Below are 21,223 nucleotides of genomic sequence, written 5' to 3' on the forward strand. Positions count from 1 at the left end.
CCAGGCCGGCCTGCCCTACGCCCAAATCGGCACCAACAAGGGTGGCGTCATCCCGCTCACCAACGAGACCGCCGGGAACGCCGTGCGGGCGGCCAATTTCGTCGGCGCCGGCAACGACCTGGTGCTCGACCTGAATGCGATGTACAGCTCCCAGGACCCGCGGTCCTACCCGCTGGTTCTGGCGACGTACGAGATCGTCTGCTCGAAGGGCTCCGACGCGGACACCTCAGGGGCCATCAGGTCGTTCCTCACGGTGGCCGCCGGCAGCGGGCAGGCCGACCTTCCCTCGGCCGGCTATGTTCCGCTGCCCGATAAGGTCAAAGAGCGGCTGGTTGCCGCGATCAACGCCCTGCAGTGACCGAGTGGCCCCGGGCGTAAGGAGCGACAGAACTGTGCCGGGATCACGGTGACCACGCCAAACCCCACCGACGCCGGCTCGGGCGCGACCGTGGCCGCGCCGTTCCCCGAGGCGCCGCTGATTCCGATCAACCCGTGGGGACAGACCCGCCCACACGTCGGGGATCGGGTGTTCCGCTGGCTCGCCAACGGTTCGGGCCTGCTGATCGTGGTGGTGATCGGCGCGATCGGCGGATTCCTGCTGCTGCGCGCGATACCGGCGTTGAAGCGCAACCGGGAGAACTTCTTCACCTACGACGGCAACTGGGTCACCACCGACACCTCGGCGATGCACTTCGGCATCTCCGATCTGCTGAAGGTCACCGTGTTCGTGTCGGCGTTCGCGTTGCTGCTCGCCATGCCGGTCGCGCTGGGCGTCGCCATCTTCATCACGCAGTACTCGTCGCGGCGCACGGCCAGCCCGTTGGCCTATGCCGTCGATCTGCTGGCCGGGGTTCCCTCCATCATCTACGGCGCGTGGGGCCTCTACGTCCTGGCGCCGCAGTTGCGACCCGTCGCCACGTGGCTCAACCGATCGCTGGGTTGGTGCTTTTTGTTCGCCGACGGCAACACGTCGGTGGCCGGTGGCGGCACCATCTTCACCGGCGGCATCGTCCTGGCGGTGATGATCCTGCCGATCATCACCGCCGTCACCCGCGAGGTGTTCGTCCAGACACCGCATGAGCAGATCGAGGCCATGCTGGCGCTCGGCGCCACCCGCTGGGAAGTGGTGAAGACGATCGTGCTGCCGTTCGGGTGGTCGGGCTACATCAGCGCGGCGGTGCTGGGGCTGGGCCGCGCCCTGGGGGAGACGGTCGCGCTGCTGATCATCCTGCGCGGCACCCAGGCAATGTTCGGCTGGTCACTGTTCGACGGGGGCTCTACCGTCGCGACCAAGATTGCGGGCACCGCCGCCCAATTCAACGACCAATACAAGGCCGGCGCGTACATCGCCGCGGGACTGGCGCTTTTCGTGCTCACGTTCCTCGTCGACGCCCTGGCGCGTGGCGCCGCGGCCGGTACCCGATGGGGCGCCCGATGACCTCGATGCTGGACCGCCCGCTGAAGCCGCGCACGTTCTCGCGGCCGAGCCGGCGCCGACGGGCCGCGGATCACGTTGCGCTGGCACTGGTTTCGCTGTCGATGGTGATCGCGGTGACACCCCTGCTGCTGGTGCTGTACTCGGTGGTCGCCAAGGGGTACAGGGCGATTGCATCGACCGTTTGGTGGACGCACTCGCAAGCGGGCATGACCGCCTTCGTGGCCGGCGGCGGCGCCTACCACGCGATCGTGGGCACGCTGTTGCAGGGATTGGTATGTGCGGTCATCTCCATCCCGGTCGGCATCATGCTCGCGATCTACCTGACCGAATACGGCGGCGGCACCGCGCTGGGCAGGCTGGCCACGTTCATGGTCGACATCCTGAGCGGAGTGCCCTCGATCGTGGCGGCTTTGTTCGTCTACGCCCTGTTCGTTGCCACGCTGGGCATGCCCCGCTCCGAGTTCGCGGTGTCGTTGGCCCTGGTCCTGTTGATGCTCCCGGTGATCGTGCGAGCCACCGAGGAGATGCTGCGAATCGTCCCGGTGGATCTGCGCGAGGCCAGCTATGCGCTCGGCGTACCGAAGTGGAAGACGATCCTGAGGGTGGTGATCCCCACCGGGCTGTCCGGCATCATCACCGGCATCATGCTGGCGACGGCCCGGGTGATGGGCGAGACGGCGCCGTTGCTGATCTTGGTCGGCTACGCGCAGTCTATGAACTTCGACATCTTCAGTGGCTTCATGGGGACGCTACCCGGCATGATGTACAACCAGACCAGCGCCGGCGCGGGCGTGAGCCCGGTCCCCACGGATCGGTTGTGGGGTGCCGCCCTAACCCTCATCCTGGTGATCGCCACAATCAATGTCGGGGCCCGAGTGATAACGAAATTGCTCGGCACCAAGAAGTCATAGGTAGGAGCAGTCAGTGGCCAAACGGTTGGACCTCAAAGCCGTCAACATCTACTACGGTTCGTTTCACGCGGTCGCGGATGTGACGCTGTCGATCCTGCCGCGCAGCGTCACGGCGTTCATCGGCCCGTCGGGTTGCGGCAAGACGACGGTGCTGCGCACGCTCAACCGGATGCATGAGGTGGTCCCCGGCGGGCGCGTTGAGGGCAACGTGCTCCTCGACGACGAGGACATCTACGGCGCCGGAGTCGACCCGGTCGGCGTGCGCCGGGCGATCGGAATGGTGTTTCAGCGGCCGAACCCGTTCCCCGCCATGTCGATTCGTGACAACGTGGTGGCCGGTTTGAAGCTGCAGGGCGTGCGCAATCGCAAGGTGCTCGACGAGACGGCCGAGTACTCGCTGCGCGGGGCGAACCTGTGGGATGAGGTCAAGGACCGGTTGGACAGGCCGGGCGGAGGGTTGTCCGGCGGGCAGCAACAGCGCTTGTGTATCGCGCGGGCGATCGCCGTGCAGCCAGACGTGCTGCTCATGGACGAGCCGTGCTCCGCGCTGGACCCGATTTCGACGATGGCCATCGAGGAACTGATCAGCGAGCTCAAGCAGGACTACACCATCGTCATCGTCACCCACAACATGCAGCAGGCCGCGCGGGTCAGCGACTACACCGCGTTCTTCAACCTGGAGGCCGTCGGCAAGCCGGGGCGGTTGATCGAGGTCGACGACACCGAGAAGATCTTCTCCAACCCCAGCCAGAAGGCGACGGAGGATTACATCTCCGGCCGCTTCGGCTGATCCGGCCGCCTATTGCGAGGCCGGTTTCGTCTCCTCTTCGGGGAGCTTTCCGGTCGCCTGAAAGATGACGCGCCTGGCCACTTCGACGGCGTGGTCGGCGAAGCGCTCGTAGAACCGGCCCAGCAGGGTGACATCGACCGCGGCCGCCACCCCGTACTTCCATTCGCGGTCCATCAGCACCGAGAACAGGTGGCGGTGCAGATCGTCCATCGCGTCGTCCTCTTCGCGAATCCGGGCGGCCTTCTCCGGATCGCGGGACATCACCACCTCTTGCGCGCTGTTGCCCAATTCGACTGCGACCCGGCCCATTTCGGCGAAGTAGCCGTTGACCTCTTCGGGGAGCGCGTGCTGGGGGTGCCTGCGGCGGGCGATCTTTGCGACGTGCAGGGCCAGCGCGCCCATCCGGTCGATGTCGGCCACCATCTGGATCGCGCTCACGATGGACCGCAGGTCACCGGCGACCGGTGCCTGCAAGGCCAGCAGCACGAAGGCGCTCTCCTCGGCGCGGGCGCTCAGCGTGGCGATCTTTTCGTGGTCGGAGATCACTTGCTCGGCCAGCACCAGGTCGGCCTGCAACAGGGCTTGGGTGGCTCGCTCCATGGCGATACCCGCCAGCCCGCACATCTCGCCGAGCTGCTCGGATAACTCCGAGAGCTGCTCGTGGTAGGCGGTCCGCATACCGCCAAGCCTACGTTCCCGGGGCCGAAAACGGGCGGCGGAGCGCCCAAAAGCGCTTACTCGCAGGTGGTGTCGGCAGCGTTGGTGACGGTCAGGTCCTCGGGGAGCTTGGCCGGTGCGCTGCCGGACCCGCGTTCGATCTGCAGGCTGATCGATGATCCGCTCGGCTGCGGGGTGGCGACCGACTTGAAGTCGGGTCCGAGCACCACCTGAACGACCTGCCCGTAGCCGGAAACGCGCTGAACCCTCGCGTTGGCGAACGACGACGCGACGGTCGCCGCTGCCTGCTCGTTGCCGGCCGAGAACAACACCGTCGTCGTGTTGATCGAGCTCGGATAATCGTCCGGCGTCATCACGTTGAAGCCATTGCGCTTGAGCTGGCTGGTGGCCGTGGCGGCCAGGCCACTCTGCGTCGTCGCGTTGGACACCCGCACCGTGACGTCGCCCGGCGTGGTCGTGGTCACCTGCTCGTGCCGGGCCTCCGGGGCCGCGGTGGGGGCCGGCGTTTGCTTGGGGGCGGGCGCCTTCGTCTGACCGGACTTGTCGTCGGATGTCCCCAAATTCTTTGCGTTCTGGTCGTTTTCCTCGGGCAGCGGATCGTCGTTGATGATGGCGTCGAACAGCGCCCGCATATCACCCATGCGCGGCGGTTCGTCGCCGTTCTGGTCGGTCACACCGGTCGGCACCGTGACGAAGGTGACGTGCCCGGCCGCCATCCCCTGCAACGACTGCCCCAGCTGGATCAGGTCCTTCGACTGCACGTTGTCGACGACGGTGTCGCTGATGAACATGTTGACGACGTTGTTGAGCTTGTTGAGGTCGAGCAGGGTGTCCTCGGAGATCAGCGAGCGCAGCAGCGACGACAGGAACAGCTGCTGGCGTTTGATCCGGCCGTAGTCCCCGTTGGTTTCGGTGGTGACCTGGCGAGCCCGCACGTAATTCAGGGCGGTCGGGCCGTCGAGGACTTGGCGGCCGCCGTGATCGAGCACCGTGCCCAGCTCATAGTCGTGCAACGCGGATTTCGAGCACACCTCCACGCCGCCCAGGGCGTCGACCATCTTGGCGAACCCGGCGAAGTCCACGGCGATGAAGCGGTTGATGCTCAACCCGGACAATTTCTGGATCTCTTTGACCAGACATTTCGGGCCGCCGAAGGCGAATGCCGAGTTCAGTTTGGTCTCCGTGTAAACCATTTTCGGGCCCCAGGTCTTGGTCTTCGCGTCGTAAAGGGGTCCGTACTTGCCCGTGTCTGGGTTCCATGCCTCGCATTGCATCGGGGTGATCGCCAGGTCGCGGGGGAACGACACCGCCACCACCCGTTTGCGGTTGGCCGGAATGTTGACCAGCATCACCGTGTCCGATCGCGCGCCCCCGGCGTCTTCGGTGTCACCGGCGCCCATGTTGGCGTTCTCGCCGGCGCGCGAGTCCATGCCGACGATCAAGAAGTCTTCGTCGCCGTATTGCCCGTTGCGGTCGCGAATGTCATCCGACCCCTGGTCGAGCGCGCTGACGGTGTTGAGCCGGGCGTTCTTGGACGTGCTCCACTGCCACGCCCCGCCGGTCAACGCCACGGCCAGCACGGCAAACAGCGCCGCCACCGAGCGAGCGGCCAGCAGCATCGGGCGGTGGCGGCGGCGCGGTTTACGCGCGTGATCGTCGGGAGTTCCCTCGGCTGGCGGCCCGTCGCCGTTTCGGCCGTCGCCAGCCTCGAGGTCGGGAAGCTCCGAGATTACGTCGAGCGAGTAGGCGAGGTCCTCGATAACCTGCGTCTGCTGCAACTCGACCGGGAGGTCCGATTCGGCCTCGGCGGGCCCGGGTTCGGGCTCCGGTTCGAGTTCGAGTTCGGGTTCGGGCTCCGGTTCGGCGTGGCGGTGCGTGGACCGGCCGGTCGACGGGGCGCCCAGCTTCGCGATCAGGTCGGCGACGCTGAGCCCGCCGCCGGTGTGTGACCCGGATCCTTCGTCGTCGGCTGCGGACGGCTGGACGGTCTCGACGGCGGCGCCGGTCTGCCATAGGTGCAGGCTGTAGTCGGACGGGGGCTCGGAGAACCGCTCCCACGGGGCGGCGCCCAGCGCGGCCCGCCGAGCGTCGCGAGTGGCGTCCTCGGCGTCACTCATGTCCTACCGGCCTCCGAAGCTCTGATGCGGATGTCAGCGTGTCCGTGCGCAATGCCGTCCCAGCGCTCGGCATTCTCGGCGCTGCGGCTCGTTCCACCCGTGGGTGGCACTCCTTTGTCGCGCTCCGACGGCGGTGCGTTACCGATCCGCCAGAACGCGCCATGCAGCAAGGTCCACATCGTACTGAGTTATCGGTCCGGACGCGATTTCGAGCGGTCGATCAGCCGCCGGAGTGCATCACGTCGGCGCCGGCCGGCACGGTGCAGTCGTCGGGATCCGTCAGCCAGCCTTCGGGCAGCGCCACGCGGGCGGGTGACCCCTGCCGGCCCCGGGGGCCGCTCGCCGCGTCCGGGAAGGGGACCGTGCCGTCCAATTGGCTTAGCAGAGAATCGAGTTCGTCGAGCGTCTTGACCATCGCCAGCGCCCGGCGCAGCTCCGAGCCGGCCGGAAAGCCGTGCAGGTACCACCCGATGTGCTTGCGGATGTCGCGCATGCCCTTGTCCTCGCCGAAGTGCGCGGCCAGCAGCCGCCCGTGCCGGCGGACGATGTCGGCGACTTCACCCAACGTGGGCGGGGTGGGGGCCGGGCTCCCGGTGAACGCGGCCGAGAGTTCGGCGAAAAGCCAGGGGCGGCCCAAGCAGCCGCGGCCGATGACGACGCCGTCGCAGCCGGTTTTGGCCATCATCGCCAGCGCGTCGCTGGCGTCGTAGATGTCGCCGTTACCCAACACCGGAATCGTCGTCACGTGCTGCTTGAGCAGCGCGATCTGTTCCCAGTCGGCGCTGCCGGAGTAGCGCTGAGCCGCCGTGCGGGCGTGCAGCGCGACCGCGGCGGCGCCCTCGGTCTCGGCGATGCGGCCGGCATCGAGGTGCGTCCGATGCTCGTCGTCGATGCCGACGCGGAACTTGACGGTCACCGGCACCCCGGAACCCTCGGCGGCACGCACGGCCGCCGCGACGATCTGGCCGAACAGCCGCCGCTTGTACGGCAGCGCGGCGCCGCCGCCGCGTTTGGTCACCTTGGGCACCGGACAGCCGAAATTCATGTCGATATGGTCGGCCAGGCCCTCGTCGACGATCATTCGGGCGGCGTCGTACGTGGTCGCCGGGTCGACCGTGTAGAGCTGCAACGAGCGTGGCGACTCATCGGGAGCGAACGTGGTCATGTGCATGGTGACCGGGTGGCGCTCGACGAGGGCGCGCGCCGTCACCATCTCGCAGACGTAGAGCCCGCTGACGGTGCCGGCCTTCGACCGCTCGAGCTCACGACACAGCGTTCGGAATGCGACGTTGGTCACGCCCGCCATCGGGGCCAGCACCACCGGGCTGGCGAGCGTGATGGGACCGATGCGCAACGCTGGGTTACCGGCGGCTCATTGCCAGCTTGCCGGCGGTCTGGTGCAGCTCGAACGCGGTGGTCTTCTTGCCGGTGCGGGCTTCACGCTCGAGCTGGCGCTGCTTCGAGATCTCGAACTTGTCGCAGGCCTGCTCGAGTTCCTTGATCAGCAAGGCGAGGTCGTCGCGCATCGCCGCCGCCTCGCCGGTGAAGTCCTCGCGCTCGAAGATGCGCCATTTCTTCAGGACGGGCATGACGACGTCGTCGAGGTGGATGCGCGGGTCGTAGACGCCGCCGACGGCGATGAAGACGGCCTTGCGCCGGAACTCGGGGACCTGGTAGCCGGGCATCTGGAAGTTGCGCAGCACCTTGTGCAGCTCTTTCATTGCCTGATTGGGCGCAATCTCGAACCCGGCCTCGCTGACGTCGCGGTAGAAGATCATGTGCAGGTTCTCGTCGGCGGAGATCTTCTGCAGCAACTGGTCGGCGATGGTCTCGTTGCAGGCCTTGCCGGTGTTGCGGTGTGAAATCCGGGTCGCCAGCTCCTGGAAGGTCACGTAGATGACCGAGTCGAACAGGCTCTCGGCGAACAGGTCGGCCCGCACCTGCTGGTTCTGGCCCGGGCTGAAGCCCCGGTTCACCACCTCGATGCGGAGTTTCTCCAGCTCGACGGGGTCCACGGCGCGGGTCACGACCAGGTAGTCGCGCAGCGCGATGCCGTGCCGGTTTTCTTCGGCGGTCCACCGGTTGACCCACTGGCCCCAGGCGCCGTCCAAGCCGAAGTTCATCGCGATCTCGCGGTGGTATGACGGCAGGTTGTCTTCCGTCATGAGGTTCTGCACCATCGCCACCTGGGCGAGGTCGGAGAGCTGGCTTTCCTCGGGGTGCCAGTCCTGCCCGCCCAGCGCGTAGAAGTTCTTCCCGTCGGACCACGGGATGTAGTCGTGCGGGTTCCAGTTCTTGTGCATGCTCTCGTGCCGGTTGAGGCATTTCTCGACCACCGGTTCGAGCTCGTGCAGCAGCTGTAGGTTTGTCAGCTCTGCTGACATGGGGGCCCCTCCAGTTATCTGTGTCGACGGGTAGCAGTCAATATATCTGTGTACCTCAGTAGCATCAAGCTGCCTGGCCGCGCGCCGCGTAACGGTTAGATCCCACATCCGGGGCGTTCAGCTCAGGTCGTAAGGGTTGCCGCCGGGGTGGAGTCGATAAACCGGCAGTCGCACTAGCCCAAGTCGGGGGCGGGCACGTACGGGGCGGCCGTGATGTACAGCATGTTGACGCAGTAGTCGATGAATTGTTTTCGCGTTGCACCGAGCTGCCCGTTCAGGTACGCGGTGAACAGGCTCGAAAGGCCGCCGACCAGGCTGGTGGCGATCATCTTCTCCAGCACCGGGTCACCGATCCGCGACAGCTTGCGCTGCAGCAGTTCGATGAAGTTGGGCATCCACTCCGCGCCAGACCGGGTCAGGATCGGTTCGACCGCCGGCGCCAGCAACAGCACCCGGCCGCGAACCGGGTCGTCGACCATCAGCTCGACGAACTTTTCGACGGCTTCCCGCGGGGTGTTCGCCGAAGTGAGCGTGTTCATCGCGCGCGTACACACGTCGTCGTAGACCGCGCGGACGAATTCGTCGCGGTCCGAGAAGCTTTCGTAGAAATACCGCTCCGTCAGGGCGGCCTCGCGGCACACCGCGCGCACGGTCAGCGCGGGCCGGCTGCCGCTGCCGAGCAATTGCACGCCGGCGGCGATGAGGTTGTCGCGACGGAGGGTGAGGCGATCCCCCAGGGGGACGCCGGTCCACCGGCCCCGTCGTTGACCGGACTGCACATCGCTCCTAAGCTAGAACTGACAACACGTGTAGTCAGATTTGCAGATACCCACAGGAATCCAATAGTGACCCAACATACGTCCGGACCCCGGCCGCTGACCAGCGACGTCGCCTGCGACGAATCGGGCGGACCCGCCGTGGCCGCCGGCTGCCCGGTGTCGCCCCTGGGCTACGAGGCGCCACCGGTCCCGCTGGGGCCCGACTCGCTGACGTGGCGGTATTTCGGTGATTGGCGCGGCATGCTGCAGGGCCCGTTCGCGGGATCCATGCAGAACATGCACCCGCAGTTGGGCGCCGCGGTGGAGCAGCACTCGACGTTCTTCCGCGAACCCCTGCCGCGGGTGATGCGGTCGCTGTATCCGATCGGCGGGGTGGTCTTCGACGGCGACCGCGCTCCGACGACGGGCGCCGAGGTCCGCGACTACCACACCGACATCAAGGGCGTGGACGACCAAGGCCGCCGGTATCACGCGCTGAATCCCGACGTCTTCTATTGGGCACACTCCACGTTCTTCATGGGCACGATTCTGGTGGCGGAGCGGTTCGGCGGCGGTCTGACGGAGGCCGACAAGCGGCAGCTCTTCGACGAACACATTCAGTGGTACCGGATGTACGGCATGAGCATGCGCCCGGTGCCCAAGACCTGGGAAGAGTTTCAGGAATACTGGGACCACATGTGCCGCAACGTATTAGAGGACAATTACGCGACGCGGGCCGTGCTCGATCTGACCATCTATGACAAGCTGCCGATCGCTCCCTGGCTCCCGGACTGGCTGTGGGGCGGCCTGACCAGGCTGTCGCGGCCGTTCTTCGTCTGGCTCACGGTGGGCTTGTATCACCCGGCCGTTCGCGAACGGTTGGGCTTTGAGTGGTCCGACCGCGACGAGTGGCTGCACCGGCGCTTCGGCAACCTGGTGCGCCTGGTCTTCGCGTTCGTGCCGCGCCGGTACCGCAAGCACCCGCGGGCCCGCGCCGGCCTCGACCGTGCTTCCGGGCGCATCCCGGCCGACGCGCCGCTGCCGCAGACGCCGGCACGCAACCTCCCGCCGGTGGCCGAGCGGGGCGACCCGAAGCATTACTGCCCCGTCTCCTGAGCGCCGGCGCCCGCGTTAGGCGTGGGTGTGACCGTGAACGTCCTCGACGCCGGCCTGGTGCACATGCTGATGGCTGTGCTCGGTGCCGTCGGTGTGGCTGTGGTGGTGCTCGTGCTCGACGTGGTCATGCTCGTGCGCGGTGTGCGCGTGCGCGTGGGTCAGGTCGCCATGCCCATGCTCGTGCGCGTGGGGCTGGTCGTGGGTGTGCTGGTCGGTCATCGGTGCCTCCTTGGATCAATCACTTGGTGCCGCCGCGCCGCCGGTTCGACGGTTGCGCTGCTTCGCCGACGGCCTTCAGGCCGCCGTCTCTGCGGTGATGACCGGGCACGCCCGGGCCGGCGTGTTCGGCGTTGAAGACGGCGTCGGTGACGAGCTGCCGGACGTGGTCGTTCTCCAGGCTGTAGAAGATCGTCGTTCCCTCGCGGCGGGTGCGGACCAGCCGCGCCATCCGCAGCTTGGCCAGGTGCTGGGAGACCGACGGCGCCGGCTTGCCCACGTGCTCGGCGAGTTCGTTGACCGACATCTCGCGCTCGGTCAGGGCCCACAGCGCTTGCACCCGGGTGGTGTCGGCCAGCATCCGGAAGACCTCGACCACCAGGCTCGTCTGATCCTCGGGTAAGCGGCCTGCGCCACTATCTGCATGCATACGCAGATAATACCCGGGGTGCCGCCGCTGCCCCGCGCGCCGCTCAGGGTGATGGGACCACCGTGGACCGCCGCTGGCCGCCGTTGCGCTCGTTCCAGAACCGGTAGACGTCCACCGCGCCCGCGTCGGGTTGGTAGCGCATCGGCAGGCGCCGCTGATCCCAGCTCTTGGCGAATTCGTCGTAGAAGGTGGACACCTCGAAGTACTTGCGGTCGTCGAGGTAATAGTCCTCGTATGCCTCGCGCGTGATCAGAAAGACGACTTCCTTCGGTGAGCAGTAGTACAGCGACCCCAGGCACATCGGGCACGGATGCGCCATGACATAGATCGTGCTGTCGACCAAGTGCTCGGTGCCCAGCTTTGTGCACGCTTCACGGATGGCCAGGATCTCGGCGTGGGCCGTCGGGTCGTTCGTCTGCGCCACTTTGTTGGCGCTCTCTGCGAGCACCTCGCCGTCCTGGACGATCACGGTGGCGAACGGGCGGCCGCCCTCCGCGACGTTTCGGCGGGCCAGGTCGATCGTCCGCTGGGCGAAGTCGGTCACAGGTCGCAGGGTAGTCCCGCGGGGCCAAACCGCCCTGCGATACTGACTAGATTGTCTATTTAATTCGGGGGCGAGAGGGAGCACGATGGCGCGCACCGATCGTGATCGTTGGGACCTGGCAACCAGTGTGGGCGCGACGGCCACCATGGTCGCGGCGCAGCGGGCCCTGTCCTCCGACGCGGAGTTGATCGACGACCCTTATGCGGCGCCGCTGGTGCGCGCCGTCGGGATCGACGTCTACGTCCGGATGGTCAACGGCGAAATCCCGGCCGGTGGAGCCGCCGAGTTCAATCCGCAGCGGATGGCGCGCAGCATGGCTTGTCGCACAAGGTTTTACGATGACTTCTTCCTGGAGTCGACTCGGAGCGGCATCGGTCAGGCGGTGATCCTGGCGTCGGGGCTCGATGCGCGCGCCTACCGCCTGCCGTGGCCGGCGGGCACCGTCGTCTACGAGGTCGACATGCCGGAGGTGATCGAGTTCAAGACCTTAACCCTCGAGGAGCTGGGCGCCGAGCCGACCGCCGAGCGGCGCACCGTCGCAGTCGACCTGCGCGACGACTGGGCCACCGCGCTGCGCCAGGCGGGACTCGATCCACAGGCTCCGTCGGCGTGGAGCGCCGAGGGACTGTTGGTGTACCTGCCGGAGTCGGCCCAGGACGCGCTCTTCGACAACATCACGGCCCTGAGCGCACCCGGCAGCCGGCTGGCCTTCGACTTCGTGCCTGACACCGCCGTTTTCACCGACCCGCGCTGGCGCGCCCACCACGACCGGATGAGCGAGCTCGGCTTCGAGGTCGACTTCAACGACCTCGTCTATCACGGCGAGCGCAGCCACATCGTCGACCACCTCAGCCAGCGCGGCTGGCGGACGTCGTCGCGGACGGTAGCGGAACTGCACGCGGCCAACGGCTTCGCCTACGCCGACGACGAGGTCGCCCTTGCCTTCGCGGATGTGACCTACAGCAGCGCGGTGCTCGGGTAAGCGCCGATCTGCCGAGACCATCACGCGCCGGTGCCCCCACCAGGGCTCGAACCTGGGACCTGCGGATTAAAAGTCCGTAGCTCTACCAACTGAGCTATAGGGGCCGCGGAGATTCAGGATACTTGGGCCGCAAACGGGGCTCGTTTGAGGATTGGGCCCGCGGTGACCTAAGCTGACGTGGCTCCTAACGAAACCTCGTTGTGAGTACCCCGGAGTGATTCGGTTCTGGCCCCCATCGTCTAGTGGCCTAGGACGCCGCCCTTTCACGGCGGTAGCACGGGTTCGAATCCCGTTGGGGGTACGCGACGCGGTGACGCGGAGCAGCAGCAAGGCCCTGTGGCGCAGTTGGTTAGCGCGCCGCCCTGTCACGGCGGAGGTCGCGGGTTCGAGTCCCGTCAGGGTCGCCAACTCGGCGAGGCACTTCATGCCTTCCGGCCAGGTAGCTCAGTCGGTACGAGCGTCCGCCTGAAAAGCGGAAGGTCGGCGGTTCGATCCCGCCCCTGGCCACCGTCAAAGCGTTTTAATGCGGTGTCAGTGCCCGCAACTCAGCCTGTCTCGACGCAATCGGCGATCCCGAGAGATGCGGTCAAGCGCGAGGCTGAGTCTGCGCCGTCCACACTCGACCGTCGAAATAGCGCATCATTTGCATGTCTTGCTGGTCGGGGTACCAGCCAGGTGCCAAACCGCTGGTCGCAACGGGCTGTTGTTGTACCACCGGCCGCTCGACAACCGGCCGTTCCGCGCGCGGGGCCGACACTGCGCGGACTACCGCGATGATCACCGCGACAATCGCGATGAGCACCAATATCCAGACAAGGGAATTCACAGCGCCAGCGATCATGAGCCTGCACCCTCTTGTTGCGGCGGTTCCAGTGCATCCTCTAATACCCTCACCCTTTGCCACCGAAACTCGCCGCGCATGCGCTCGACAGTGGTCGCTCGGCACTCCGAGTCGCCCACCGAGGTGACCGCGGCCAGCCGGGCCGGCTGGCCGGCCGAGCCGGGGGGCGAGCTATGCCGATTTACGCCGGGAATTAAAGCCGTAATCTCCAAGCCGCGAAGCGCCGCCGGTGCGCTCTAGGCGTTCATCCAGCAGAGCATCCGCCGCGTCGATCGATGGCAACGGGCGGCCCAGTCGGCGAGCTGCATAGCGAAGAGCGGCAACTGATTGCAGCTCCGCGTCGATCGTGTCGATGTCGCGAATGGTGATGTCGCTGGGCATTGCGTCCTCCTGTCGGAGAAATCGTCGCCCCCCGGGTTCCTTTCAGTTACCCAGATTCATGGGCAATATTCCTGACACGCCGGCAATGGTTCGTGACCCATCTGACCGGCACGGTGCCCATGGGGTGCTTGCGGCGGCCAACCGCGACCGGCGAGGGTTCGAGAATCCGCATCAGTTCGGCCGGACCGCAAGAACGTCCGCGGGCACGTCGCCTTCGTCCGTGGCATCGGCCTCCGCGCCGGCTTACCGAGTTGCCTGTCGAATTCACCCCGGCGGATTGACCGGCCGTCACCGGCGCTACCCGAGCACCGGCAGCAGTAACCGCGACGACGAGCGCACCGTGTTCCAGCTGGACGTGCCGACGCTGGCATGGCGGAAGTTCATGATGGCCGGCGTCGACGGGTCCTGGTCGTCACTGGTGAGCGTGAGACGGATGCGGTGGCCGGCCTTGAAGCGTCGGGCGTTGGGCACCAATGGGATTCGGTACTCGACGTCCTCGCCCAGCGGCACCGCTCGGGGGTTGCGGCAGGGCAGCGCCGGCGCGCCGGGGCGACTGGCCGCCTCGTCGACCTCGCGCAGGCTGGCGCGCAGCCAGCCCGCGGTCACGTCGGTCGTTGCCCCGTCGGGTGCCACGTCGTGCAGCGTCGCGATCCACGCGGTGTCGATCGCCGTCGCCGAGGCGACCAGCCGCAGTTCGATGTCGCCCACCACGTCGACGTCCTCGGTCAACGGCGCGCCGGTCCAGGTCAGCACCGAAGGCGGATCGATCTCGCTGGGTTTGATGCGGCCCAAACCCGCGCCCAGAACCATGAATTCGCGGCTGCCCGGCTCACCTTCGTCGGCGGCCAAACCACCGTCCGCCCGCAGGGCCAGTTCACGATGCGGGGCGGGGGCCGGTGGCCAGGAGTCGGCGGTTCGCCACTCGTCGGCGCCGGGCAGGAAGTATCGAATGGGTGGCCCATCGGTGATTCCGGTGTCGCGGCCCTTCAACCATTGGTCGTACCAGGCCAGGGCCTCGGTGTGCATGCTTTCCCAGGGCCAGGTCAGACCGAACTCACCGAGCATGCCCATCCGCACGCAGGCGTTGTCCGACAATCCTTTCCATGCGGCGAAGGTCGACGGCAGGTGTAACGGCACGTTCTGCCAATCGCAGCCCAGGTAGACCGGGATGTCGATCTCCTTGAGCAGTGGCAACAGGTTTCGTTCTTCCCACCAATCGTCACGCGTCGGGTGTTTGACCACCGCCTCCTGCCACAACTCGTCCCACGGGTGGGGATTGTGTGGCAGCCTGAGCAGCTGGCGCAGCATCGTGACCGCCGCCTCGCCGTTCTTGGTCTCGAATTTCTTATGGATGCCAGGGCTGTTCAGCGCGCGCCGCGCCAGTCCCACCGGCTTGCTGCGCCACAGTTTGTCGCTGCGGTCGGAGGTGAGGCCCATCATGGCGAGAAACGGTGTGATGAACGACGAACTCACCAGCCCGTGGTGGTTGGCGCCCTCGTACAGGTCGGCGGTCACGGCCAGGGGGAAGATCGCTTTGAGGTGCGGCGGACGCTCGACGGCCGCCTCGAGTTGGGTCATCGCGAAGTAGCTGATGCCGATCATGCCGACGTTGCCGTCGCACCACGGCTGCGCCGCGGTCCACTCGACGAGGTCGTACACATCCCGGCGTTCCTGCGCGTCGAAGAAGTTGAAAGAGCCCTCGGAGCCGCAGGTGCCGCGGAGGTTGGCGATGACGTGCGCGTAACCGCGCGGCACCCAGAAGTCCGTCCTGCCGGCCTCGACGAACCCCGCCGGGGCGCCGAGGTCCTGCATCTGCCGCGGGTACGGCGACGCCGCCAGCAGTGCCGGGAAGCGGCCGTCGGCATCGGGCCGGTGCACGTCGGCCAGAAGCGTTGTGCCGTCACGGACCGTGATCGCGGTATTGATGTCGGTGCGCGACGCGTACCGCGGCTCGCTGAGGTTTCGGTATTCGCGGCCGGTGGTCTGCGGGCCGTTGAGCGTGATCACAGTTTCACGCTATGTTGAAATTAGTTTCAACGCAAGATGAAACTTCGGCTATGGTGGCATGGTGCCGACGCGATCGACGACCCCCGGTCCGCGCGACGAGCGCGGCGTGCTGGCGGCGCGCATTCTGGCCGCCGCTCGCGACGAGTTCGCCGAACATGGCTGGGCCGGCACGGCCATCCGCGCCGTCGCTCGCACCGCCGACGTCGATCCGGCTCTGATCTACCACTACTTCGGCTCCAAGGAGGGCCTGCTCGACGCCGCCACCACGCCGCCGCAGAAGTGGCTCGACGCGGTGTCCGCTACGTGGGCGACGCCCAAGGCGGACCTGGGCCGGCAGTTGATCCGCACCGTCTTGGACACCTGGACCGACGAGGAGGTCGGTCCCGTCCTGCGCGCCGTGGTGCTGACGGCCGCCCACGAGGACAAGACCCGGGAGAAGCTGCGGCTGATCGTTGAGCGGGGCCTGATCGGCGGTTCCACCCTTGGAGACGACGAGGGCGACCGACTGCGGCGCAGCGGGCTGATCGCCACCCAGCTGATCGGCTTCGCGTTGTTGCGCTTCGTCTGGAAGATCGAGCCGATCGCGTCGATGTCCGAGGACCAGGTGGTGGCCGCGGTCGCGCCGAACCTGCAGCGCTACGTCGAGGGCGACATCGCATAGGCGCTAACGCAACTCACGGCGACCAACGGCGACAATGACCGGATGCGTCTTTTGCGCCCGAACCTTGCACTCGCGGTCGCGGCGGGTCTGGTCCGTGTCGCGACCGCGCACGCCAGTCCCGACGTCCCGCCGGTGAGCGACGCGGCCCGCGCGGCCGGATTCGTCGACGTCCGCAGCGTGGTCCCCGACGCCATCATCGACCTGCGCTACGCGACCACCAACAACTTCACGCACACGCAGCTGTACCCGTCCGACGCCCGATGCCTGGTGCACCAGTCGATGGCGTCCGGACTGGCGACGGCCGCGACGGCGCTCCGGCCGCAGGGACATCTCCTCGTGTTCTGGGATTGCTATCGGCCCCACGACGTGCAGGTCAAGATGTTCAACGTCGTCCCCAACCCCGCGTGGGTCGCGCGCCCCGGCCAGTATGCGCACAGCCACGAGTCGGGGCGCTCGGTCGATGTGACGTTCACGACGGCAGAGCAGCCGTGCGCATCCGGGCTACACGCGCAGGGGCTTTGCCTGGCCGACATGGGCACCGATTTCGACGACTTCTCCTCGCGCGCAAACGCTTTCGCCACCCAGGGGGTGAGCGCCGACGCCCAGGCGAACCGCGCGGCGCTGCGCGACGCGATGAAGTACGGGGGGTTGGCGCCCTACTCCGGGGAGTGGTGGCACTTCGACGGCCCGGGCGCCGCGGTCGACCGGCCGATCCTGAATGTGCCCGTGGACTGATCTCATATTTCGAGACGAATATTTCAATATATGAGTCACGCCCGTAGGCTTCGGGCATGAACTGCGAAGACGGGGCCACCTACACGCACGGGCACCACGAGTCGGTGCTGCGGAGTCACCAGCGGCGCACCGCGGAGGACTCCGCGGCCTATCTGCTGCCGCACCTGAACTCGGGGCTGTCGGTCCTGGATGTCGGGTGCGGGCCCGGAACCATCACCGCCGATCTCGCGGCCCGGGTGGCGCCGGGTCCGGTGACGGCGGTCGACCAGTCGACCGACGTGCTCGATGTGGCCCGCGCCGAGGTCGAGCGACGCGGCCTGTCGAATGTTTCCTTCGCCACCGCCGACGTGCACCGGCTCGACTTCGCCGACGACGCCTTCGACGTGGTGCACGCGCACCAGGTGCTCCAGCACGTCGCCGACCCGGTGGGGGCGCTGCGGGAGATGAGGAGAGTGTGCGCGCCCGGCGGCCTGGTGGCGGCCCGCGACGCCGACTACGCGGGATTCATCTGGTTCCCGCAACTGCCGGCGCTCGACCTGTGGCGCGACCTTTACGAGCGGGCCGCGCGGGCCAACCGCGGCGAACCCGATGCCGGGCGACGGCTGCTGTCGTGGGCGCGGCAGGCGGGCTTCGCCGACGTCACCCCGACGAGCAGCCTGTGGTGCTACGCGACGCCCGCGACGCGCGAATGGTGGGGCGGGATGTGGGCCGACCGGATCCTGCACTCGCGGATCGCGAGCGACCTGTTGGAGTTGGGTCTGGCCACCAGTGCGCAGCTGGAGGAGATCTCCGCCGCGTGGCGCGACTGGGCGGCCGCCCCCGACGGCTGGATCGCCATTCCCCACGGCGAGATCCTCTGCCGGGTGTAGTGCGCACACAGGTTTGACCAGGTCAAGCGCGTGGTATTGGCATTCTCTTTTTTTGCAAGTACGTTATTCACCGATGGATAATATGGCCCACACTCCGTCGGGTATCCCGCTGCAGCCGGTCTATGGGCCGGCGGACGTCGGCGCGGAGCCTCCGCAACCGGGGGAGTTTCCCTTCACCCGGGGCAACTTCGCGTCCGGCTACCGGGGCAAGCTGTGGACCTTCCGCCAGTACTCCGGGTTCGGCACCGCCGAGGAATCTAATCGCCGGTACCGCTACCTCCTGGAACAAGGCGGGACCGGGTTGTCGGTGGCGCTCGACCTGCCTACCCAGTGTGGCTACGACTCCGACGACCCGGAGTTCGGCGAGGAGGTCGGCCGGGTGGGCGTCGCGGTCGACACGCTGGCCGATTTCGAGGTCCTGTTCGACGGCATCCCGCTGGACAAGCTCAGCACCAGCATGACGATCAACGGAACGGCGGCGATCCTGCTGGCGTTCTACGTCGCCGCCGCCGAGAAGAAAGGGATACCGCGCGCGAAGCTCACCGGAACCATCCAGAACGACATCCTCAAGGAGTACGCCTCGCGCGGGACCTGGATCTGGCCGCCGGAGCCGTCCCTGCGGCTGATCGCCGACACGATCGAGTTCTGCGCGGCCGAGGTGCCGAGGTTCAACGCGATTTCGGTGGCCGGGGCGCACTTCCGCGACGCGGGGGCGAACGCGGTGCAAGAGATGGCGTTCACCCTGGCCGACGGGGTGACCTACTGCGACACCGTGGTCGAGCGCGGCCGCATGACGATCGATCAGTTCGCGCCGCAGATCTCGTTCTTCTTCTACACCCACGGCGATTTCTTCGAGGAGATCGCCAAATACCGTGCGGGGCGCCGACGTTGGGCCACCATAGTCAAGGAGCGGTACGGGGCGACGGCTGACAAGGCGGCGATGTTCCGCTTCGGCTGCGTCTGTGGTGGCGCCTCGCTGTACGCACCACAGGCCCACAACAACATCGTCCGGGTGGCCTACGAGGCGATGGCCGCCGTGCTGGGCGGTGTCCAGTCGATGTTCACCGCGGCCTGGGACGAGCCGTTCGCCCTGCCCACCGAGGAAACCACCACGCTGGCGCTGCGCACCCAGCAGATCCTCGCGCACGAAACCGGCGTGGCCAGCGTCGCCGACCCGTTGGGCGGCTCCTACTTCGTGGAGGCGCTGACCGACGCCACCGAGGCGCGCATCGTCGAGATCATGGACGACCTCGAGCGGCACGGCGGCATGGTCCATGCCATCGAAGACGGCTATCTACAGGGTCTGATCGCCGACGAGGCATTCAAGGTCCACCAGGACATCGAATCCGGCGCTCGCCCGGTCGTCGGCGTGAACCGGTTCGTGACCGAAGAGCCCGAACACGATGTCGTCACCTATGAGCTCGACGCCGAAGGGCGCGATCTCCAGCTCAAGCGGCTCGCTAAAGTGAAGGCCGAAAGGGATTCGGCCGCAGTCAAATCCAGTCTCGCAGCACTATCGCGCGCCGCCGAAGGGGACGACAATCTGATGCACAACCTCATCGAGTGCGCCAACGCATACTGCACGGTCGGTGAAATGGTCTCCGCGCTCAAGGCGGTATGGGGCGAGTTCCAGCAACCGGTGGTGTTCTAATGGCGCCCCGGATCCTCGTCGCCAAACCGGGTCTGGACGGACACGACCGGGGCGCCAAGATCGTCGCCCGCACCCTGCGCGACGCCGGCTTCGAGGTGATCTACACCGGCATCCGGCAGCGCATCGAGGACATCGCCTCGATCGCCGTCCAGGAAGACGTGGCGGTCGTGGGCTTGAGCATTCTGTCCGGTGCTCACCTCGCACTCACCGCCCGCACCATCGAGGCCCTGCGGGCCGCCGACGCTTCCGACATCGCCGTCGTGGTCGGCGGAACCATCCCGCATGCCGACGTGCCCAAGCTGCTCGCCGCCGGTGCCGCCGCCGTTTTCCCCACCGGCACATCGCTCGATGTGCTCGTGCGCGAGATACGCGCGCTGACCGGAACCCCCGAGCCCGTTGCGGAGGAACAGTGCGCGTCGGAGTGATGATCGGCGCCGAGCGTGGCGACATGGCCCGCAAGGTGCACAAGCTGGCCTCCGACATCGAGTGGGCCGAATCCGCGGGTCTGGACACCGCGTGGATGCCGCAGGTTCCCGACGATTTCGACTGCCTGACCATGGTATCGCTGATGGCCGCGCACAGCTCGCGCATCGAGCTCGGCACGGCGGTGGTGCCGCTGCAAGCCCAGCATCCGATCGCCCTTGCCCGCCAAGCGCTTTCGACTCATGCCGTGACTGGCGGGCGGTTGGCGCTGGGCGTCGGACCGTCGCACCACTGGATCATCCGGGACATGCTCGGCTTGCCCTACGAGAAGCCGGCCGCCTACACCCGCGACTACCTGCAGGTGCTGGGCGCCGCCATCGCCGGGCCGGGACCGGTCGACGTCGAGAACGATTCGTTCACGGTGCACAATCCGCTGGCGATCGGGGCCGACGCCCCGATGCCGGTTTTGGTCGCAGCTCTGGGGCCGGTGATGTTGCAGATCGCCGGCGAACTCGCCGACGGCACCGTGTTGTGGATGGCCGACGAGCGCGCGATCGGCGACCACATCGCGCCGAAGATCACCAAGGCCGCCGCGGACGCCGGGCGGCCCGCGCCGCGGATCGTCGCCGGCATCCCGGTATGCCTCTGTGAGCCGGCACGAGTCGAGGAGGCCAAGGAGCGGGCCAATCGGATCCTGGGTGAGGCCGAGGTGTCGCCCAACTATCAGCGCCTGCTGGAACGCGGCGACGCCCGTGATGTCGGTGACCTCTGTGCGGCCGGTGACGAGCAGGCGATCCTGACCCGGATGCGCCGCTTTGCCGACGCCGGTGTCACGGACCTGTCCGTGCGGCTGCTGCCGATCGGTGACAACCGCGACGAGCTGATCGCCTCCAAACGCCGCACGCGCGAGATGATCGCCACGCTCGCAACGGAATTGCGGTGACGCCTACCGGGCCGCTCGCGGGGATACGCATCCTCGAGGTCGGCACCATGCTGGCGGGACCGTACGCCACCATGCTGCTGGCCGATCTGGGCGCCGAGGTCACCAAGATCGAGCCGCGCGGCGGCGAGATCTCCCGCGGCGTCGGGCCCAGCTACTTCGCCAGCCTCAACCGCAACAAGTCGAGCATCTGCCTTGACCTGAACTCCGACCCCGGACAGCAACGGCTGGGCGAGCTGGTGGCCGAATCCCATGCGCTGCTGGTGAACTTGAAGCCGTCGGCGATCCGCCGGCTGGGATTGACTTATGAGAGATTGCGGCGGCACAACGAGCGGATCGTGTGCGTCGCGA

General features: G+C 67.2%; 23 protein-coding genes, 4 tRNA genes and 1 pseudogene. 16 read left to right on the forward strand and 12 right to left on the reverse strand.

The annotated features are described in order from the left end of the window. The 4 genes and pseudogenes from A5704_RS24295 to pstB form a co-directional block, all read left to right on the forward strand. Positions 1-358, forward strand: a pseudogene (locus A5704_RS24295) (substrate-binding domain-containing protein); the annotation flags it as partial. A gap of 48 nt (positions 359-406) precedes the next feature. After that, positions 407-1,438: a phosphate ABC transporter permease subunit PstC gene (gene pstC / locus A5704_RS24300; protein ID WP_369807406.1), complete on the forward strand. Its 1,032-nt coding sequence runs from the start codon at positions 407-409 to the stop codon at positions 1,436-1,438. Continuing rightward, on the forward strand, positions 1,435-2,349 hold the full coding sequence (gene pstA, locus A5704_RS24305) for a phosphate ABC transporter permease PstA (protein ID WP_067891508.1): 915 nt from the start codon (positions 1,435-1,437) through the stop codon (positions 2,347-2,349). The genes pstC and pstA overlap by 4 nt, the downstream gene beginning before the upstream one ends. 13 nt (positions 2,350-2,362) lie before the next feature. After that, on the forward strand, positions 2,363-3,139 hold the full coding sequence (gene pstB / locus A5704_RS24310) for a phosphate ABC transporter ATP-binding protein PstB (protein ID WP_067752171.1): 777 nt from the start codon (positions 2,363-2,365) through the stop codon (positions 3,137-3,139). Positions 3,140-3,148: 9 nt separating this feature from the next. Here the strand turns inward: pstB and phoU are convergent, their stop codons facing one another. From phoU to A5704_RS24335, 5 genes are all read right to left on the reverse strand, one after another. After that, a complete protein-coding gene (gene phoU / locus A5704_RS24315) occupies positions 3,149-3,817 on the reverse strand; it encodes a phosphate signaling complex protein PhoU (protein WP_067752168.1) in 669 nt (222 codons plus the stop codon). 56 nt (positions 3,818-3,873) lie between these two features. Further along, on the reverse strand, positions 3,874-5,934 hold the full coding sequence (locus tag A5704_RS24320; protein WP_067891502.1) for an LCP family protein: 2,061 nt from the start codon (positions 5,932-5,934) through the stop codon (positions 3,874-3,876). Positions 5,935-6,154: 220 nt separating this feature from the next. After that, positions 6,155-7,288: a tRNA dihydrouridine synthase DusB gene (gene dusB, locus A5704_RS24325; protein ID WP_067891505.1), complete on the reverse strand. Its 1,134-nt coding sequence runs from the start codon at positions 7,286-7,288 to the stop codon at positions 6,155-6,157. Positions 7,289-7,295: 7 nt separating this feature from the next. Beyond that, positions 7,296-8,318, reverse strand: coding sequence for an acyl-ACP desaturase (locus A5704_RS24330; protein ID WP_067752159.1), 1,023 nt, complete (start codon positions 8,316-8,318; stop codon positions 7,296-7,298). A gap of 173 nt (positions 8,319-8,491) precedes the next feature. Beyond that, positions 8,492-9,097, reverse strand: coding sequence for a TetR/AcrR family transcriptional regulator (locus tag A5704_RS24335; RefSeq protein ID WP_067752156.1), 606 nt, complete (start codon positions 9,095-9,097; stop codon positions 8,492-8,494). A gap of 66 nt (positions 9,098-9,163) precedes the next feature. Here A5704_RS24335 and A5704_RS24340 point away from each other — a divergent pair, with 66 nt between their 5' ends. Further along, on the forward strand, positions 9,164-10,192 hold the full coding sequence (locus A5704_RS24340; RefSeq protein WP_067752153.1) for an oxygenase MpaB family protein: 1,029 nt from the start codon (positions 9,164-9,166) through the stop codon (positions 10,190-10,192). Positions 10,193-10,207: 15 nt separating this feature from the next. Here A5704_RS24340 and A5704_RS24345 read toward each other — a convergent pair whose 3' ends face one another. From A5704_RS24345 to A5704_RS24355, 3 genes are read right to left on the reverse strand one after another with little or no spacing between them, the layout of a single operon-like run. Further along, a complete protein-coding gene (locus A5704_RS24345; RefSeq protein WP_067752150.1) occupies positions 10,208-10,411 on the reverse strand; it encodes a zinc transporter Slc39a7 in 204 nt (67 codons plus the stop codon). Positions 10,412-10,430: 19 nt separating this feature from the next. After that, positions 10,431-10,838 carry a metalloregulator ArsR/SmtB family transcription factor gene (locus A5704_RS24350; RefSeq protein WP_082950072.1) on the reverse strand — a complete coding sequence of 136 codons (408 nt, stop codon included), beginning with the start codon at positions 10,836-10,838 and terminating at the stop codon, positions 10,431-10,433. Positions 10,839-10,881: 43 nt separating this feature from the next. Beyond that, on the reverse strand, positions 10,882-11,382 hold the full coding sequence (locus A5704_RS24355) for a nucleoside deaminase (protein ID WP_067752146.1): 501 nt from the start codon (positions 11,380-11,382) through the stop codon (positions 10,882-10,884). Positions 11,383-11,467: 85 nt separating this feature from the next. Between A5704_RS24355 and A5704_RS24360 the strand changes: the two genes are divergently transcribed. Then, positions 11,468-12,364, forward strand: coding sequence for a class I SAM-dependent methyltransferase (locus tag A5704_RS24360; protein WP_067751894.1), 897 nt, complete (start codon positions 11,468-11,470; stop codon positions 12,362-12,364). A 31-nt stretch (positions 12,365-12,395) separates the two neighbouring features. On the opposite strand, the gene A5704_RS24365 is transcribed toward A5704_RS24360, so the two are convergent. Beyond that, positions 12,396-12,468, reverse strand: a tRNA-Lys gene (locus A5704_RS24365). A gap of 124 nt (positions 12,469-12,592) precedes the next feature. On the opposite strand from A5704_RS24365, the gene A5704_RS24370 reads away from it, so the two are divergent. The 3 genes from A5704_RS24370 (at position 12,593) to A5704_RS24380 (ending at position 12,871) form a co-directional block, all read left to right on the forward strand. Further along, positions 12,593-12,665 (forward strand) — tRNA-Glu (locus A5704_RS24370). 29 nt (positions 12,666-12,694) lie between these two features. Beyond that, a tRNA-Asp gene (locus A5704_RS24375) sits at positions 12,695-12,771 on the forward strand. Between the two features lie 26 nt (positions 12,772-12,797). Beyond that, positions 12,798-12,871: transfer RNA gene (locus A5704_RS24380), tRNA-Phe, on the forward strand. Positions 12,872-12,950: 79 nt separating this feature from the next. Here A5704_RS24380 and A5704_RS24385 read toward each other — a convergent pair. The 3 genes from A5704_RS24385 to A5704_RS24390 all read right to left on the reverse strand — a co-directional run bounded on the left by A5704_RS24385 (position 12,951) and on the right by A5704_RS24390 (position 15,593). Then, positions 12,951-13,205 (reverse strand): DUF2510 domain-containing protein, encoded by a 255-nt coding sequence (locus A5704_RS24385; protein ID WP_067751898.1) that lies wholly within the window; start codon positions 13,203-13,205, stop codon positions 12,951-12,953. A gap of 171 nt (positions 13,206-13,376) precedes the next feature. Further along, positions 13,377-13,586, reverse strand: coding sequence for a hypothetical protein (locus A5704_RS28585; RefSeq protein ID WP_156670031.1), 210 nt, complete (start codon positions 13,584-13,586; stop codon positions 13,377-13,379). Between the two features lie 297 nt (positions 13,587-13,883). Beyond that, entirely contained in the window at positions 13,884-15,593 is a 1,710-nt protein-coding gene (locus A5704_RS24390) for a CocE/NonD family hydrolase (RefSeq protein ID WP_067751902.1), read from the reverse strand. Positions 15,594-15,651: 58 nt separating this feature from the next. Here A5704_RS24390 and A5704_RS24395 point away from each other — a divergent pair, with 58 nt between their 5' ends. The 7 genes from A5704_RS24395 to A5704_RS24425 all read left to right on the forward strand — a co-directional run. After that, positions 15,652-16,254 (forward strand): TetR family transcriptional regulator, encoded by a 603-nt coding sequence (locus A5704_RS24395; RefSeq protein ID WP_067751905.1) that lies wholly within the window; start codon positions 15,652-15,654, stop codon positions 16,252-16,254. Between the two features lie 42 nt (positions 16,255-16,296). Continuing rightward, the gene (locus A5704_RS24400) at positions 16,297-16,989 is read left to right on the forward strand and encodes a M15 family metallopeptidase (protein ID WP_067751908.1); all 693 of its coding nucleotides are present in this window, start codon (positions 16,297-16,299) and stop codon (positions 16,987-16,989) included. A gap of 56 nt (positions 16,990-17,045) precedes the next feature. Next, entirely contained in the window at positions 17,046-17,858 is an 813-nt protein-coding gene (locus A5704_RS24405) for a class I SAM-dependent methyltransferase (protein ID WP_067751911.1), read from the forward strand. Between the two features lie 73 nt (positions 17,859-17,931). Continuing rightward, the gene (locus tag A5704_RS24410) at positions 17,932-19,509 is read left to right on the forward strand and encodes a methylmalonyl-CoA mutase family protein (protein WP_067751914.1); all 1,578 of its coding nucleotides are present in this window, start codon (positions 17,932-17,934) and stop codon (positions 19,507-19,509) included. After that, positions 19,509-19,934, forward strand: a complete 426-nt coding sequence (locus A5704_RS24415; protein ID WP_067781397.1) for a cobalamin B12-binding domain-containing protein — start codon at positions 19,509-19,511, stop codon at positions 19,932-19,934. Before A5704_RS24410 ends, A5704_RS24415 begins: the two co-directional genes overlap by 1 nt. Next, complete coding sequence (locus tag A5704_RS24420; protein ID WP_067759832.1) at positions 19,919-20,875, forward strand: LLM class F420-dependent oxidoreductase; 957 nt, start codon at positions 19,919-19,921, stop codon at positions 20,873-20,875. Before A5704_RS24415 ends, A5704_RS24420 begins: the two co-directional genes overlap by 16 nt. 47 nt (positions 20,876-20,922) lie before the next feature. Next, positions 20,923-21,223 (forward strand): CoA transferase (locus A5704_RS24425; RefSeq protein WP_369828495.1); only part of this gene is annotated, 301 nt, incomplete at its 3' end.

Origin of the sequence: Mycobacterium sp. E735, assembly GCF_001666955.1 — a bacterium.
Taxonomy (GTDB): Bacteria; Actinomycetota; Actinomycetes; order Mycobacteriales; family Mycobacteriaceae; genus Mycobacterium.